Source organism: Stenotrophomonas sp. SbOxS2 (assembly GCF_013416715.1).
In the GTDB taxonomy this organism is placed as follows: Bacteria; Pseudomonadota; Gammaproteobacteria; order Xanthomonadales; family Xanthomonadaceae; genus Stenotrophomonas; species Stenotrophomonas lactitubi.
This window is the reverse complement of sequence record NZ_JAAVXD010000006.1, coordinates 136,492-149,754: the sequence shown is the minus strand read 5'-3', so window position 1 is coordinate 149,754 and position 13,263 is coordinate 136,492. Positions and strand designations below refer to the sequence as shown.

Below are 13,263 nucleotides of genomic sequence, written 5' to 3'. Positions count from 1 at the left end.
GGAGCGTGCCTTCTTCATACAGCTTCCTCGAGAATGATATCGGCGATGCGCTCGGCGGCATCGACCTTGGCCAGGGCACGCGCGGCTTGCGCCATCTGCATGCGGCGGGCGGGATTTTCGGACAGATCACGCAGCAGCGCGGCAATGCCGTCTGCCAGCGTTTCGTCCTGCTTCAGCAATACGGCCGCGTCGCGCTCGACCAGATACTCCGCATTGCGGGTCTGGTGATCGTCGACAGCAGCGGGGAATGGCACCAGCACGCTGCCGATGCCGACCGCACAGAGCTCGGCCAGCGTGGATGCGCCGGAACGGCACACCACCAGGTCGGCCCAGGCGAAGGCTTCGGCCATGTCGGCGATGAACGGCGTCACTTCGCCCTGCACGCCGGCCTTGGCATAGGCCTCCACCGCTTCGGCATGCAGCTTCTCGCCACTCTGGTGACGCACCACCACCGGCACCTGCGCACCGAGCGCGGCCAGTGCCTGCGGCACACCACTGTTGAGGGCGCGTGCGCCCTGGCTGCCGCCCAGTACCAGCAGGCGCAGCGGACCGCTGCGATCAGCCAGCCGCTGTTCCGGCGGTGCGACGGCGGCGATTTCGGCGCGCACCGGGTTGCCCACGAACTCCTCGCGTGCAGCGAAGGTGCCCGGGAAACCAGTCAGCAGGCGGCGCGCGTAGCGCGACAGGATGCGGTTGGTCAGGCCCGGCGCGCGGTTCTGTTCGTGCACGATCAACGGCAGGCCGTGCAGGCGCGCGGCCATGCCACCGGGACCGGAGGCGAAGCCACCGAAAGCAACCACCGCGCGCGGCTGGCGATCACGGATGATCAGGCCGGCGGCACGCAGCGCGCGCATCAGGCGCCAGGGCGCAGCCAGCAGGGCCAGCTTGCCCTTGCCGCGCAGACCGGTGATGGCCAGCGTATCGATGTGGATGTCGTGCTGCGGAACCAGACGGGTTTCCATTGCACCAGCGGCGCCCATCCAGGTGACCGGCACGCCACGCGCGCGCAGCACCCGGGCCACGGCCAGGCCCGGGAAGATATGCCCGCCGGTACCACCGGCCAGGATCATCACCGGCCGGGCGTTGTTCTGGACTGTGCTCATCCGAGCCTCCCGAAGGTAGGTTCGACGCGCGACTGCAGGCGGCTGGTGCCGCGCACGGCGGCCGGCTCGGCCGCAGCCGGTTCGGCGGCCATCGGCACCTTCTTCGCCACCGGTGCGGCTGGCGCCTCGGCCGGAGCCGGGCCAGCAACGTCGTCGGCGGCGCCCATGCGCACGGCCTGGCGGCGCTCGGCACGCTTCAGCTCATACGACACGCGCAGCAGCAGGCCCATCGCCACGCAGGTCATCAGCACCGACGAACCGCCCGACGAAATCAGCGGCAGGGTCAGGCCCTTGGTCGGCAGGATGCCCAGGTTCACGCCGATCGAGACGAAGGTCTGCATGCTGATCCACAGGCCGATGCCGAAGGCGATGTAGCCGGAGAAGTGGCGCTTCATTTCCACGCAGCGCATGCCCAGCCAGAACGTACGGCCGACCAGTAGCGCGTACAGGGCCACGATCGTGCAGGTGCCGAGGAAGCCGAATTCCTCGGCAGTGACCGAGAAGATGAAGTCGGTGTGCGCTTCGGGCAGGTAGTACAGCTTCTGCACCGAATTGCCCAGGCCGACGCCGGTCCACTCGCCGCGGCCCACCGCCATCAGCGCGTTGGACAGCTGGTAGCCGTCGCCCTGCTGGTCGGCCCACGGGTCGAGGAAGGAGGTGATGCGGCGCATGCGGTACGGCTCGATGATCGCCAGCGCGCTCATGCCGACCAGGCCGATCACCACCGGCATCGACATGCGCGGCATGTTCACCCCGCCCAGCACCAGCATGCCGGCGGTGATCGCCAGCAGCAGGGTGGACGAACCGAAGTCAGGCTGCAGCAGCAGCAGCACCACCAGCGCACCGGCCACGCCCAGCGGCTTGAGCATTGCCGGCCAGGTGGCGTTGACCTCGTCGCGGAAGCGCACCAGGTAGCTGGACAGCCAGACGATGTAGAGCACCTTCACCGCTTCGACCGTCTGGAACTTGGAGATGCCCAGGTTGATCCAGCGGCGGGCGCCGTTGACGCTGCTGCCCAGGCCGGGGACGAACACCACCACCAGCAGCGCGAAGCAGCCCAGCAGCAGCATCTGGTTGTACTGCTCGATGGTCTTCAGCTCGGTACGCGCGGCCATGATCGCCAGCACGATGCCGACCGCCAGGAAGATCAGGTGGCGGTTGAGGTAGTAGAACGGGCTGCTCATCAACGCGATCGAACTGGACGCGACCATCACCACGCCCAGCCCGGTGAGCGCGATCATCGCGCCGAGCAGCCACTTGTCGTAGCTGCCACCGATGGCCTCAAGGCGTGTTGCCTGGTGCGACAGGTCATTCATCAGCGTACCTTCAACGTGGCCAGGCCGATCAGCACCAGCACGACGGAGATGATCCAGAAGCGCACGATCACGCGCGGCTCCGGCCAGCCCTTCAGCTCGAAGTGGTGATGGATCGGCGCCATGCGGAACACGCGCTTGCCGGTCAGCTTGAACGAGGCGACCTGGATCATCACCGACAGCGTTTCGATGACGAACACGCCGCCCATGATCACCAGCACCAGTTCCTGGCGGGTGATCACCGCGATGGTGCCCAGCACCGCGCCCAGCGACAGCGCGCCGATATCGCCCATGAACACCATGGCCGGATAGGTGTTGAACCAGAGGAAGCCCAGCCCTGCGCCAGCGATTGCCGCGCAGATGATGACCAGCTCACCAGCGCCGGGAATCTGCGGGATCTGCAGGTAGTTGGCGAACACGGCGTTGCCCGAGGCATAGGCGAACACGCCCAGCGCACAGGCCACCAGCACCGTCGGCATGATCGCCAGCCCATCCAGGCCGTCGGTCAGGTTGACCGCGTTGGAGAAGCCGACGATCCAGAAATAGGCAATGGCCACGAAGCCGATGCCGGCCAGCGGCAGCGCCACCGACTTGAACATCGGGATATAGAAGGTCAGCGCCGCCGGCACGTCGGCGGTCTGGAACAGGAAGATGCCTGCAGCCAGGCCGAAGATCGACTGCAGCAGGTACTTCCAGCGCGACTTCAGGCCGTTCGGGTCGCGACGGACGATCTTGATCCAGTCGTCGTACCAGCCGATGGCGCCGAAGCACAGCATCACCGCCAGCACCAGCCACACGTAGCGGTTGCGCAGGTCAGCCCACATCAGCACCGACAGGGTGACGGTGAGCAGGATCAGCGAACCGCCCATGGTCGGCGTACCGGCCTTGGAGAAATGGGTCTGCGGACCATCGGTCCGGATCGGCTGGCCGCCCTTGAACTGGGCGAGCTTGCGGATCATCGCCGGGCCGAGCCACAGCGACAGGAACAGCGCCGTCAACGCGGCAAGGATGGCGCGGAACGTCTGGTAGTTGAACAGCCCGAACAGGCTCTCCAACTGCTGCAACCATCGAGCCAGTTCATACAACATGCGGGGATTCCTCTCCTTGCGCCAGCAGCGCTTTGACAATCGTGTCCATGGCGCTGCCACGGGAACCCTTGACCAGGCAGCGCACGCCGGCGTGCAGCTCGTCCTTCAGCGCCTGCGACAGCGCGTCATGGGTGGTGAAATGACGTCCGCCTTCGCCAAACGCGGCGGCAGCGGCGGCACTGAGCGGGCCCAGTGCATACAGGCGCTTGAGGCCGGCGGCACGCGCGCGGATGCCCGCCTGTGCATGCAGCGCCTCGGCATCGGGACCCAGCTCGCGCATGTCGCCCAGCACCAGCCAGCCCTCTTCCGGTGCGGCGGCCAGTGCGTCGATGGCGGCGGCCAGCGAACCGGGGTTGGCGTTGTAGCTGTCGTCCACCAGCACCGCGCCGTTGTGCAGCTGATGGGCGATCTGGCGGCCCGGCACCGGCTGTGCTTCGGCCAGGCCGGTGGCCACCAGTGACAGCTCGATGCCAGCGGCAAGCGCCAGGCTGGCGGCGGCCAGTGCATTGCTGATGTTGTGGCGGCCCGGCAGGCCCAGCACCACACCCGCCTCGCCCATCGGCGTGACCAGGGTGAAGCGGCTGCCCTGCGCACCGGCGCGGATGTCGCGCGCGGTGACGTCGGCGGTGTGTTCCAGGCCATAGCGCAGCACCCGGCAACGTGCCGGGGTACCGATGAAATGCTGTTCGAACCAGCGCCCGTAGGCGTCGTCGACATTGATCACGGCCACGCCATCGGCCGGCAGTGCGGCGTAGATCGCGCCCTTGGTCACGGCCACGCCGAGCAGGCTGCCCATCCGCTCCAGGTGCGCCGGGGCGATGTTGTTGACCAGGGCATAGCGCGGGCGCGCGATGTCGGTCAGGTAAGCGATGTCGCCCGGCTTGCCGGCGCCCATCTCGTAGACGGCGTAGTCGGCATCTTCCGGTGCGTCGATCACTGCCAGCGGCAGGCCGATCTCGTTGTTGCGGTTGCCCGGGTTGGCGTAGACCACCTTGTGCGCGTGCTGGGCCACCTGCTGCAGGATCGCCAGCAGCAGGCTCTTCACGCTGGTCTTGCCGTTGCTGCCGGTGATGGCGAACAGTTCGGTGGCACGGTCGCGCTGCATGCCGGCGGCGATCTTCGCCAGCGCGCGCTCGCTGTCGGCCACCAGCACCTGCGGCAGGTCCAGCGGCAGCAGGCGCTCGACCAGCAGCGCGCTGGCGCCACGTGCCTGTGCGTCAGCGGCGAAGTCATGGCCGTCGAAGCGTTCGCCACGCAGCGCCACATACAGGCTGCCCGGGCCAAGGCTGCGGGTATCGTTGCTGATGGCGTCGATGGCCACGTCGTCGCCGTGGATCTCGCCACCGGCCCAGTGCGCGATCAGCGAAAGCAGGGTGCGCTTCATGCCGCACCCTCCCCGGCCTGCGCGGAAAGCACACCGACCTTGGCGGCCAGTGCAGCAGCGGCCACTTCGGTGTCGTCGAAGTCATGGCGCACGCCATTCACTTCCTGGTACGGCTCATGGCCCTTGCCGGCAATCAGGATGATGTCGCCGGCACCGGCGCGCTTCACCGCCAGGCCGATCGCGCGCGCGCGGTTGCGCTGCACGGTCACGGTGGAGGCATCAGCGAAGCCGGCCAGGATGTCGGCCACTATCACGTCGCCATCTTCACCACGCGGGTTGTCGTCGGTGACGATGACCTGGTTGGCCAGACGTTCGGCAATCGCAGCCATCTGCGGGCGCTTGCCGGTATCGCGCTCGCCACCGCAGCCGAACACGCAGAACAGCGTGCCCTGCAGGTGGCCTTGCAGGCTGTCCAGCGCCTGTTCCAGCGCGTCGGGGGTGTGTGCGTAGTCGACCACCACGGTCGGCAGGCCGTCTTCGCCGCCGAGGCGGTTCATGCGGCCACGGATCGGCTGCAGCGCCGACAGCACCTCGGCAATGCGCGGCAGCGGATGCCCCAGCGCATGCAGGCTGCCGGCCACGGCCAGCAGGTTGTCCACGTTGAAGCGGCCCAGCAGCGGCGACTGCACCGCAGCGCGCTGGCCGTCGATGATCAGCTCGAAACCGATGCCGCGGCCATCCAGCCGCAGTGCGTCGGCGCGCACGTTGGCGCCGTCGGCACCGCGCGAACTCAGGCCGATCGCCTGCACGCCCGCCGGCAGGCCGGCGAACAGCTGGCGACCAAATGCATCGTCAAGATTGATCACCGCCGCCTTCAGGCCCGGACGATGGAACAACCGCGCCTTGGCCGCGCCGTAGCTAGCCATGTCGCCGTGGTAATCAAGGTGATCGCGGGTGAGATTGGTGAACACCGCCACGTCGTAGTGCACGGCATCCACGCGGCCCTGGTCCAGTGCGTGCGAGCTGACTTCCATCGCCACCGCACGCGCGCCGTCGTCGCGCAGCTGTGCCAGCAGTGCATGCATCTGCAGCACCAGCGGGGTGGTGAAACCGGTCGGCTCGACCGCACCATAAAGTCCGGCGCCCAACGTGCCGATACTGCCACTGGGCGTACCGAGCAGGTGCCAAGCCTGGGCCAGCAGCTGCACGGTGGAGGTCTTGCCGTTGGTACCGGTCACGCCAACCATGGTCATCGCCCGCGAAGGCGCGCCATGGAACTGGTCGGCCATCGCACCCAAGCGCGCACGCAGGTCCGGCACGGCGATGGCATCGGCCGGTGCAGGCAGTTCGGCGGGCGCCGGTGCTTCAAACAGGATCGCGCCAGCACCGGCTGCGCGCGCCTGCTCGACAAAGCCCAGGCCATGCGCGCCGAAACCGGCGATGGCAACGAAGGCATTGCCGGGGCGCACGGCACGGCTGTCCAGCACCAGGCCGGTCAGAACGGGATCATGGCCCGCCAGGGCCACGTCCGGAAGCAACTGCGAAAGCAACATCGAAGGACTCATTGCGTGCCTCCCGTAGCGGGTGGCACATGGGATTGCGCGCTGGGCAGCGCGGCATCGAATTCAGCGGCGGCATCCACCGGCAGTGCGGCTTCAGCCGGCGGCACCGGCAGCACCGACGCCGAATGGCCGATCTTTCCGGACTGCTGGGCAGCCAGCCACGACTGCAGGTCGTCCAGCGGCACGTCCATCAGGCGCAGGGTGCCTTCCATCACGTTGTGATAGACCGGCGCCGACACCAGGCCGCCGTAGAACTTGCCGCCCTGCGGGTCGTTGATGACGATGACGGTGGCAAACCGCGGATTGGTGGCCGGCACCACGCCGGCGAACAGCGCGTTGTAGTGGCCACGCTCGTAACCACCGGGGCCGGTCTTGCGCGCGGTACCGGTCTTGCCGGCCACGCGATAGCCCAGCACCGCCGCCTGCTTGGCGCCGCCCTGGGTGACCACCGTTTCCATCATCGCCACCACCTGCTTGGCGACGTTCTCGTCGATGATCTGATGACCTTCGTTGCGCTGGCCCTTGACGAACGTCGGCGCAATCAACTTGCCGCCGTTGGCCAGCGCCGAATAGGCGGTGGCGATCTGCAGCGGCGTGACATTCAGGCCATAGCCGTAGGACATGGTCGTCTTGGTGGCACCGTCCCAGTTGGCCGGGCGACGCACTACGCCGCCGGATTCACCCGGGAAACCACTGTGCGGCACCGAGCCGTAGCCGAAGCGGCGCACGCCGTCGTAGAACACCTGGTCCGGCATCTTCGCGGCAACCTTTGCCGCACCGATGTTGGAACTGCGGGTGATCACGCCGGTGACGTTCAGCACGCCGTTGTTGCGCGGCACGTCGCGGATGGTGAAGCGGGCAACCTGCATGTAGCCCGGGTTGGTATCGATCACGGTGTCCTTGGTCACCACCCCGGCCTGCAGCGCCGTGGCGATGGTCAGCGGCTTCATCGTCGAACCCGGCTCGACCAGATCGGTCACCGCACGGTTGCGGCGCGTGTCCGGCACCGCGCCGTTGAGCGAGTTCGGGTTGTAGGTCGGCAGGTTGACCATGGCCAGGATCTCGCCGGTGGTCACGTCCATGATCACCATCGAACCGCCGGCCGCCTTGTTGGCCACCAGCGCATTGCGCAGTTCCTTGAAGGCCAGGTACTGGATGCGGCGGTCGATGCTGAGAGTCAGGTCCTTGCCCGGCTCGGCGGCGCGCAGCAGATCGCTTTCGACGGTCTCGCCCTTGCGGTTGCGGATCACCCGCTTGCCGCCGGGCTTGCCACGCAGCCATTCGTCGAAGGCCAGCTCCAGACCTTCCTGGCCGCGGTCGTCGATGTTGGTGAAGCCCAGCACGTGCGCCATCGCTTCACCCTGCGGGTAGAAGCGGCGGAACTCGCGCTGTGCCGCCACGCCCGGAATCTTCAGGGCGACCACGCGCTCTGCCTCGTCCGGATTGATCCGGCGACGCAGGTACATGAATTCCTTGTCCGACTTCTGCGACAGGCGGCTGCTCAGCTCGTCCACCGACATGCCCACCGCCTGTGCCAGCTCGGGGATGCGCTCGGGCGAACGCAGCAGGTCCTGCGGATTCACCCAGATCGAAGCGACCGGCGTGGACACGGCCAACGGCTCGCCGTTGCGGTCGGTGATCATGCCGCGCGAGGTCTTGATCGGCAGTTCGCGCAGGTAACGTGCTTCACCCTGGCGCTGGTAGAAGTCGCTGTTGATGATCTGCACGTAGGCGGCACGACCGACCAGCGACACCGAGCACAGGCCGAGTGCCAAGGCCACCCAGCGCAGGCGCTGGCGCAGGTTGAAGGCGTTGCGGGGACGGTTGCGGCCGGTCTTGCTCATGGGCGCACCACCACGACGTCGGCGGCCTCGGGGAACTTCATGCCGAGCTTTTCGCGGGCGATGCTGTCCACGCGGTTGGCTTCGGCCAGGGTCGCCTGCTCCAGCTGCAGGCGGCCGAATTCGATGTTCAGGTCATCACGCGCACGCTCGGCGCGCGACAGCTCGATAAACGTCTGCCGGTGACGGTGACGCACGAACACGACGCCGATCGCCGAGGCCACGGTGCAGGCCAACAGGATGATCAGCAGCAGCCGGCTCATGCATCGGCCTCCCGCTTCTGGGCGACACGCAGCACCGCGCTGCGGGCGCGCGGGTTCATCGCCAGCTCTTCGTCGGTGGCCTTGATGGCGCCACCGATCAGGTCCAGCGTCGGCACGAACACCTGCGCCTCGGGCAGCCGGCGGTTGGCCGGCGGCGCCTTGGCCAGGCGGTTCATGTACTGCTTGACGATGCGGTCTTCCAGCGAGTGGAAGCTGATGACCGCCAGCCGGCCACCGGGCTTGAGCCGCTGCACGGCCGCATCGAGCCCGGCTTCGAGATCGGCCAGTTCGCGGTTGATGTGGATGCGGATGGCCTGGAAGCTGCGCGTGGCCGGATGGATCTTGTCCTTGCCGCGCGGCATCACCGAGGCGATCAACTCGGCCAGTTCTGCAGTACGCGAGAACGGCTGCTTGTCCCGGCGGGCCACGATGGCCTTGGCGATACGTCGGCCCTGGCGCTCTTCGCCATAGGTCCACAGCACGTCCATCAGCTCGCGCTCTTCCACGCGGTTGATCCACTGCGCAGCGCTTTCGCCACTGTCCGGGTCCATGCGCATGTCCAGCGGGCCGTCCTTGCCGAAGCTGAAACCACGCTCGGCGACATCCAGCTGCGGCGAGGACACGCCAAGGTCGAACAGCACGCCATCCAGGCCTTCGGCGGTCTCGTTCCACTGCAGCAGCTGGGCGAAGCTGCCGCGGAAGATCGACACGCGCGGGTCCGGCGCGAAATCGCGCTCGGCAACGGCAATGGCTTCCGGATCCTTGTCCATGACCAGCAGGCGTCCCTCGGGACCGAGCTGGGTGAGCACGCCACGTGCATGACCGCCACGACCGAACGTGCCATCCAGATAACGTCCGTTTTCGATCACCCTCAGGCCTTCCAGGACCTGGGTGTACAGGACCGGCAGATGCACCGCCGGCGACTGCGACACCGGAAGGTGACCGGTCTGCGCTTCTGGGCGCATCCGGGCACCCCGGCTCACAACTTCAGGTCGAGCAACCCATCACCCAGATCCTCATCAGACAACGTCTGCTGGATCAGGGCCCGATGCGCCTGCTCGCTCCACAATTCGAATTTGTCGCCCATACCGAGCAATACCGCCTTCTTCTCAATGCCCACCGCACCGCGGTGGCTGGCGGGAATGCTGATGCGACCGTTGCCGTCCAGCTCCAGGTGGGCGGCTGAACCGACCAGCTTCTGCTGCAGCAGACGTACGACGCGCTGTGTGTTGGGTTTGGACATGACGTCGTCGCGCACCCGCTCCCATTCCGACTCGGCATACAGCCACAGGCAGCCGGACTCGAAGGGGTTGTAGGTCAATACGAGACGGTTGTTGCTGACGCGCGCAACCAGGTCGCGATGAGCGGTGGGAACCGCCATGCGTCCTTTGTCGTCAACTGTGATGGCCGTCTCGCCCTGGAACACGACGCCTGCACCTTATCCTTCGCCCGGTGAAACATTGAACCACGAAAATCCACAAAACACCCGGATTTCCCTCTGATGCCCACCTTAGCAGCGGCCCAAGGGTTGTCAACAACTTTTCAGCGGGGAAATCGCCAGCCGCATCAATGGCTTGCGCCAATGTTTAGAGAGTTGTTCAAGGTTTATCCACAAGTTGCTGATCCGTCTCAATTTTTGAGATTGAACGGAAGTTCAGGGGTGTGGAGGCCGCGTGAAACATGGCCTGCGCATTCATCCGGAACAGGCTGAAAGCGACCCCGCTCTGCGCAAACCGGGCACAATGGCCCCATGTGCCTGCTTGCTCTTGGCTGGTTGCACCACCCGCGCTGGCGGCTGGTCATGGCCGGCAACCGTGATGAGTTCCACGCCCGCCCCACCGCGGCCCTGGCCCCCTGGCAGGATGAGACGTCCGTCATCGGCGGGCGCGACCTGCGCTCCGGCGGCGGCTGGGCCGGCGTCGGTGCCGGCGGCCGGATGGCGGTGGTGACCAACGTCCGCGATCCGCAGGCGTCCCAGACCGGGCCGTCACGTGGTGCCCTGGTGGCCGACTACCTGCGTGGCCGCGATCCGGCGGGTACGCATATAGAACGTCTGGCCGGAATCTCCGCGGCCTACGCCCCGTTCAACCTGCTGCTGGCCGATGGCCACAGCCTGGAATACCTGGGCAACCACCCGGCCGAGCGGCAGACGCTTGGGCCGGGCGTACACGGCATGTCCAATGGCGCCATCGACGCGCCTTGGCCAAAGACCCGACGGTTGATGGACGCACTTTCCGCTTGGCTGGAACAGGACGGGGTCAGATTCCGTTCCCAAGGGGAAAGGGATCTGACCCCACTGTGGAACGCCCTGGCCGACGAACATCGCCCGGCCGACAGCGACCTGCCCGATACCGGCATCGGCATGGAGCGCGAACGCTGGCTCAGCCCCGCCTTCATCCGTGGCGACGATTACGGCACCCGCGCCAGCACCGTGCTGCTGATTGACGCGAACGGCCACGGCGAAATCCATGAGCGTCGCTTTGGACCGCAAGGCGTACCCAGCGGACAGAGTCACGTCATTTTCTGACCCGGTAGTGCCGGCCGCTGGCCGGCAACCTCTGCATCTACGGGCAGGTCGCGCGCCTGCCGGCCAGCGGCCGGCACTACCAGCGCCCGGCGTGTCGTGTTCTCCATCAAATGGGCCGTCGACGGGACAGACCAAACGCGTCATTCAGCTTCAGGGCGCGACCAATACCCGCCTCTGCCACAAGGGCTACAGCACCACAGACACCCCGCTGTGCCCTTTTCGCCTTCGGCACTGTGTCTATAAATGTCGCCCCCAGCCTCCCAAGGTGGTCCTGCCCGGCGCCATGCCGCGCGATCCACACCCACAAGGAGGCCCCATGCGCCGCATCCTCATCCTGCTCGCCACCCACGTACTCACCCTCGGCCTTGGCTTCGGCCTGGGCGTGTATTTCCTGCCCATTCTGATCGCCCCTGATGATCCGCCGGTCGAGCAGGTACAGACCGCGATGGCCGACGCTACTTACCGCACCACCTTCCGTCGCGACCTCAAAGGCAGTGACGCGGTGCATTGGGCCGAAGGCAAGGTCAGCGTCAGCGCCCGCCAGGTCGCCTTCGACGGCAAGATGGGCCCTGGCCCGGACTACAAGGTCTACCTGGTCCACGACTTCGTCGACAACAAGGCCGACTTCCTGAAGATCAAGGACAAGGCCCAGCGCATCGGCGAGGTCAAGACCTTCAACCGCTTCCTGGTGGATGTGCCGGCCAACGTGGACGTGGATGAGTTCACCACCGTGGTGGTGTGGTGCGAGCGCTTCTCGCAGTTCATTTCCGCCGGGCAGTACCGGAAGCCTGGCTGAGGCCGGCAGGTGATTCCGGGTGCCGGCCAACGGCCGGCACTACCTGGTAGATCCACGCCATGCGTGGATGGAATGAAGGGGCGGAGCCGGCCGATAAGCCGGGTTCTGTCGTGGACAGTCATTCCTCTAGGCGTTACGTCGCCGCAACGCTCAAGCAACCTACCCGGATCCAACGCGGGCCGCGCCAATGGATCCCTATTTGGTCTTGCTCCAGGTGGGGTTTGCCGTACCGGTCTGTTGCCAGACTCGCGGTGCGCTCTTACCGCACCATTTCACCCTTACCGGCCTTCCGAAGAAGACGTAGGCGGTATCTTTCTGTTGCACTTTCCGTCGGCTTGCGCCGCCCAGGCGTTACCTGGCACCTTGCCCTATGGAGCCCGGACTTTCCTCGGCACCCCCGAAGGGATGACGCGACTGTCTGGCCGACTCCGCCGCGCGCATTCTACCGCACGTGGACCTGCCCTGCCGGGTTGATTACGGCACGCGATTCATTCATCTACGCATGGCGTGGATCTGCAGTAGAGCCACGCCATGCGTGGCTGCGGCTATCCATCAACTTCCGTACAACGCCTTGCGCGGCGCACCGGTCATTTCGGCTGCCAGCTTGGCCGCGGTCGACGGCGGCAGGTGCTCGCTCAGCTTGGCGTAGACCTGACGGCCATGGGCCAGCTGCGCCTCGGCATCATCGCCAGCGCCCTGCACCATCACCACGAACTCGCCCTTGCGCTGGTTGTCGTCCGCTTCCACCTGCGCCAGCAGCCCGGCCAGGTCGCCATCCAGCACGGTCTCGAACAGCTTGGTCAGCTCACGCGCCAGCACGGCCGGGCGCTCGCCACCAAAGATCGCCGCCATGTCGGCCAGGGATTCGGTGATGCGGTGCGAGGATTCGTAGAACACCATCGTGCGCACTTCGCCGGCCAGCCCCTGCAGGCGGTCGCGGCGGCCGCTGGCCTTGGCCGGCAGGAAGCCCTCGAACGTAAAGCGGTCGCTGGGCAGGCCGGCCACGCTCAGCGCGGCAATGGCGGCGCAGGCGCCGGGAATCGGACTGACCTTGATGCCGGCCGCGCGCGCGGCACGCACCAGGCGGAAGCCCGGATCGCTGACCAGCGGGGTGCCGGCATCGCTGACCAGCGCCAGCGACTCGCCCGCCTGCAGGCGCGCCACCAGGCGCTGGGCCAAGGCCTCTTCGTTGTGCTCGTGCAGGGCCACCAGCGGCTGCTGGATGCCGAAATGGGACAGCAGCTGGCCGCTGCGGCGGGTGTCCTCGGCGCAGATGGCCGCCACCGAACGCAGCACTTCCTGCGCGCGCGGGCTCAGATCGGCCAGGTTGCCGATCGGCGTGGCGACGACATACAGGGTTGGGACACTCATTTCAGCGGTACTCACGGGGCAAGGGTAGAATCCTAGCGTGTACCTGGCCAAGGCCGCTGCCCTCATCGCATGGAC

At 66.8% G+C, this 13,263-nt stretch carries 12 protein-coding genes and 1 other RNA gene; 2 read left to right on the top strand and 11 right to left on the bottom strand.

The features are described from left to right. Positions 1 to 14: 14 nt before the first annotated feature. The 9 genes from murG to mraZ are packed head-to-tail and all read right to left on the bottom strand — an operon-like array spanning position 15 to position 9,920. A complete protein-coding gene (gene murG / locus HFK18_RS14165) occupies positions 15 to 1,103 on the bottom strand; it encodes an undecaprenyldiphospho-muramoylpentapeptide beta-N-acetylglucosaminyltransferase (protein ID WP_180166755.1) in 1,089 nt (362 codons plus the stop codon). Beyond that, positions 1,100 to 2,419 (bottom strand): putative lipid II flippase FtsW, encoded by a 1,320-nt coding sequence (ftsW, locus tag HFK18_RS14160; RefSeq protein WP_180166754.1) that lies wholly within the window; start codon positions 2,417 to 2,419, stop codon positions 1,100 to 1,102. The genes murG and ftsW overlap by 4 nt, the downstream gene beginning before the upstream one ends. Next, complete coding sequence (gene mraY / locus HFK18_RS14155; RefSeq protein WP_025876592.1) at positions 2,419 to 3,504, bottom strand: phospho-N-acetylmuramoyl-pentapeptide-transferase; 1,086 nt, start codon at positions 3,502 to 3,504, stop codon at positions 2,419 to 2,421. Before mraY ends, ftsW begins: the two co-directional genes overlap by 1 nt. Then, on the bottom strand, positions 3,494 to 4,888 hold the full coding sequence (murF, locus tag HFK18_RS14150) for a UDP-N-acetylmuramoyl-tripeptide--D-alanyl-D-alanine ligase (protein ID WP_100551563.1): 1,395 nt from the start codon (positions 4,886 to 4,888) through the stop codon (positions 3,494 to 3,496). Before murF ends, mraY begins: the two co-directional genes overlap by 11 nt. Further along, on the bottom strand, positions 4,885 to 6,393 hold the full coding sequence (locus HFK18_RS14145; RefSeq protein ID WP_180166753.1) for a UDP-N-acetylmuramoyl-L-alanyl-D-glutamate--2,6-diaminopimelate ligase: 1,509 nt from the start codon (positions 6,391 to 6,393) through the stop codon (positions 4,885 to 4,887). The genes murF and HFK18_RS14145 overlap by 4 nt, the downstream gene beginning before the upstream one ends. Beyond that, the gene (locus HFK18_RS14140; RefSeq protein ID WP_180166752.1) at positions 6,390 to 8,234 is read right to left on the bottom strand and encodes a penicillin-binding protein 2; all 1,845 of its coding nucleotides are present in this window, start codon (positions 8,232 to 8,234) and stop codon (positions 6,390 to 6,392) included. The genes HFK18_RS14145 and HFK18_RS14140 overlap by 4 nt, the downstream gene beginning before the upstream one ends. Then, complete coding sequence (ftsL, locus tag HFK18_RS14135; protein ID WP_025876599.1) at positions 8,231 to 8,494, bottom strand: cell division protein FtsL; 264 nt, start codon at positions 8,492 to 8,494, stop codon at positions 8,231 to 8,233. Before ftsL ends, HFK18_RS14140 begins: the two co-directional genes overlap by 4 nt. Beyond that, entirely contained in the window at positions 8,491 to 9,459 is a 969-nt protein-coding gene (gene rsmH / locus HFK18_RS14130; RefSeq protein WP_100551561.1) for a 16S rRNA (cytosine(1402)-N(4))-methyltransferase RsmH, read from the bottom strand. The genes ftsL and rsmH overlap by 4 nt, the downstream gene beginning before the upstream one ends. A 14-nt stretch (positions 9,460 to 9,473) precedes the next feature. After that, complete coding sequence (gene mraZ / locus HFK18_RS14125) at positions 9,474 to 9,920, bottom strand: division/cell wall cluster transcriptional repressor MraZ (protein ID WP_025876601.1); 447 nt, start codon at positions 9,918 to 9,920, stop codon at positions 9,474 to 9,476. A gap of 324 nt (positions 9,921 to 10,244) precedes the next feature. On the opposite strand from mraZ, the gene HFK18_RS14120 reads away from it, so the two are divergent. Then, positions 10,245 to 11,021, top strand: a complete 777-nt coding sequence (locus HFK18_RS14120) for an NRDE family protein (protein ID WP_180166751.1) — start codon at positions 10,245 to 10,247, stop codon at positions 11,019 to 11,021. Positions 11,022 to 11,337: 316 nt separating this feature from the next. Beyond that, positions 11,338 to 11,817 carry a DM13 domain-containing protein gene (locus HFK18_RS14115; RefSeq protein ID WP_180166750.1) on the top strand — a complete coding sequence of 160 codons (480 nt, stop codon included), beginning with the start codon at positions 11,338 to 11,340 and terminating at the stop codon, positions 11,815 to 11,817. A 78-nt stretch (positions 11,818 to 11,895) separates the two neighbouring features. Here HFK18_RS14115 and rnpB read toward each other — a convergent pair. Beyond that, positions 11,896 to 12,247, bottom strand: an RNA gene (gene rnpB / locus HFK18_RS14110) — RNase P RNA component class A. Positions 12,248 to 12,369: 122 nt separating this feature from the next. Further along, positions 12,370 to 13,188, bottom strand: coding sequence for a 16S rRNA (cytidine(1402)-2'-O)-methyltransferase (gene rsmI, locus HFK18_RS14105; RefSeq protein WP_089238759.1), 819 nt, complete (start codon positions 13,186 to 13,188; stop codon positions 12,370 to 12,372). Positions 13,189 to 13,263: the final 75 nt, after the last annotated feature.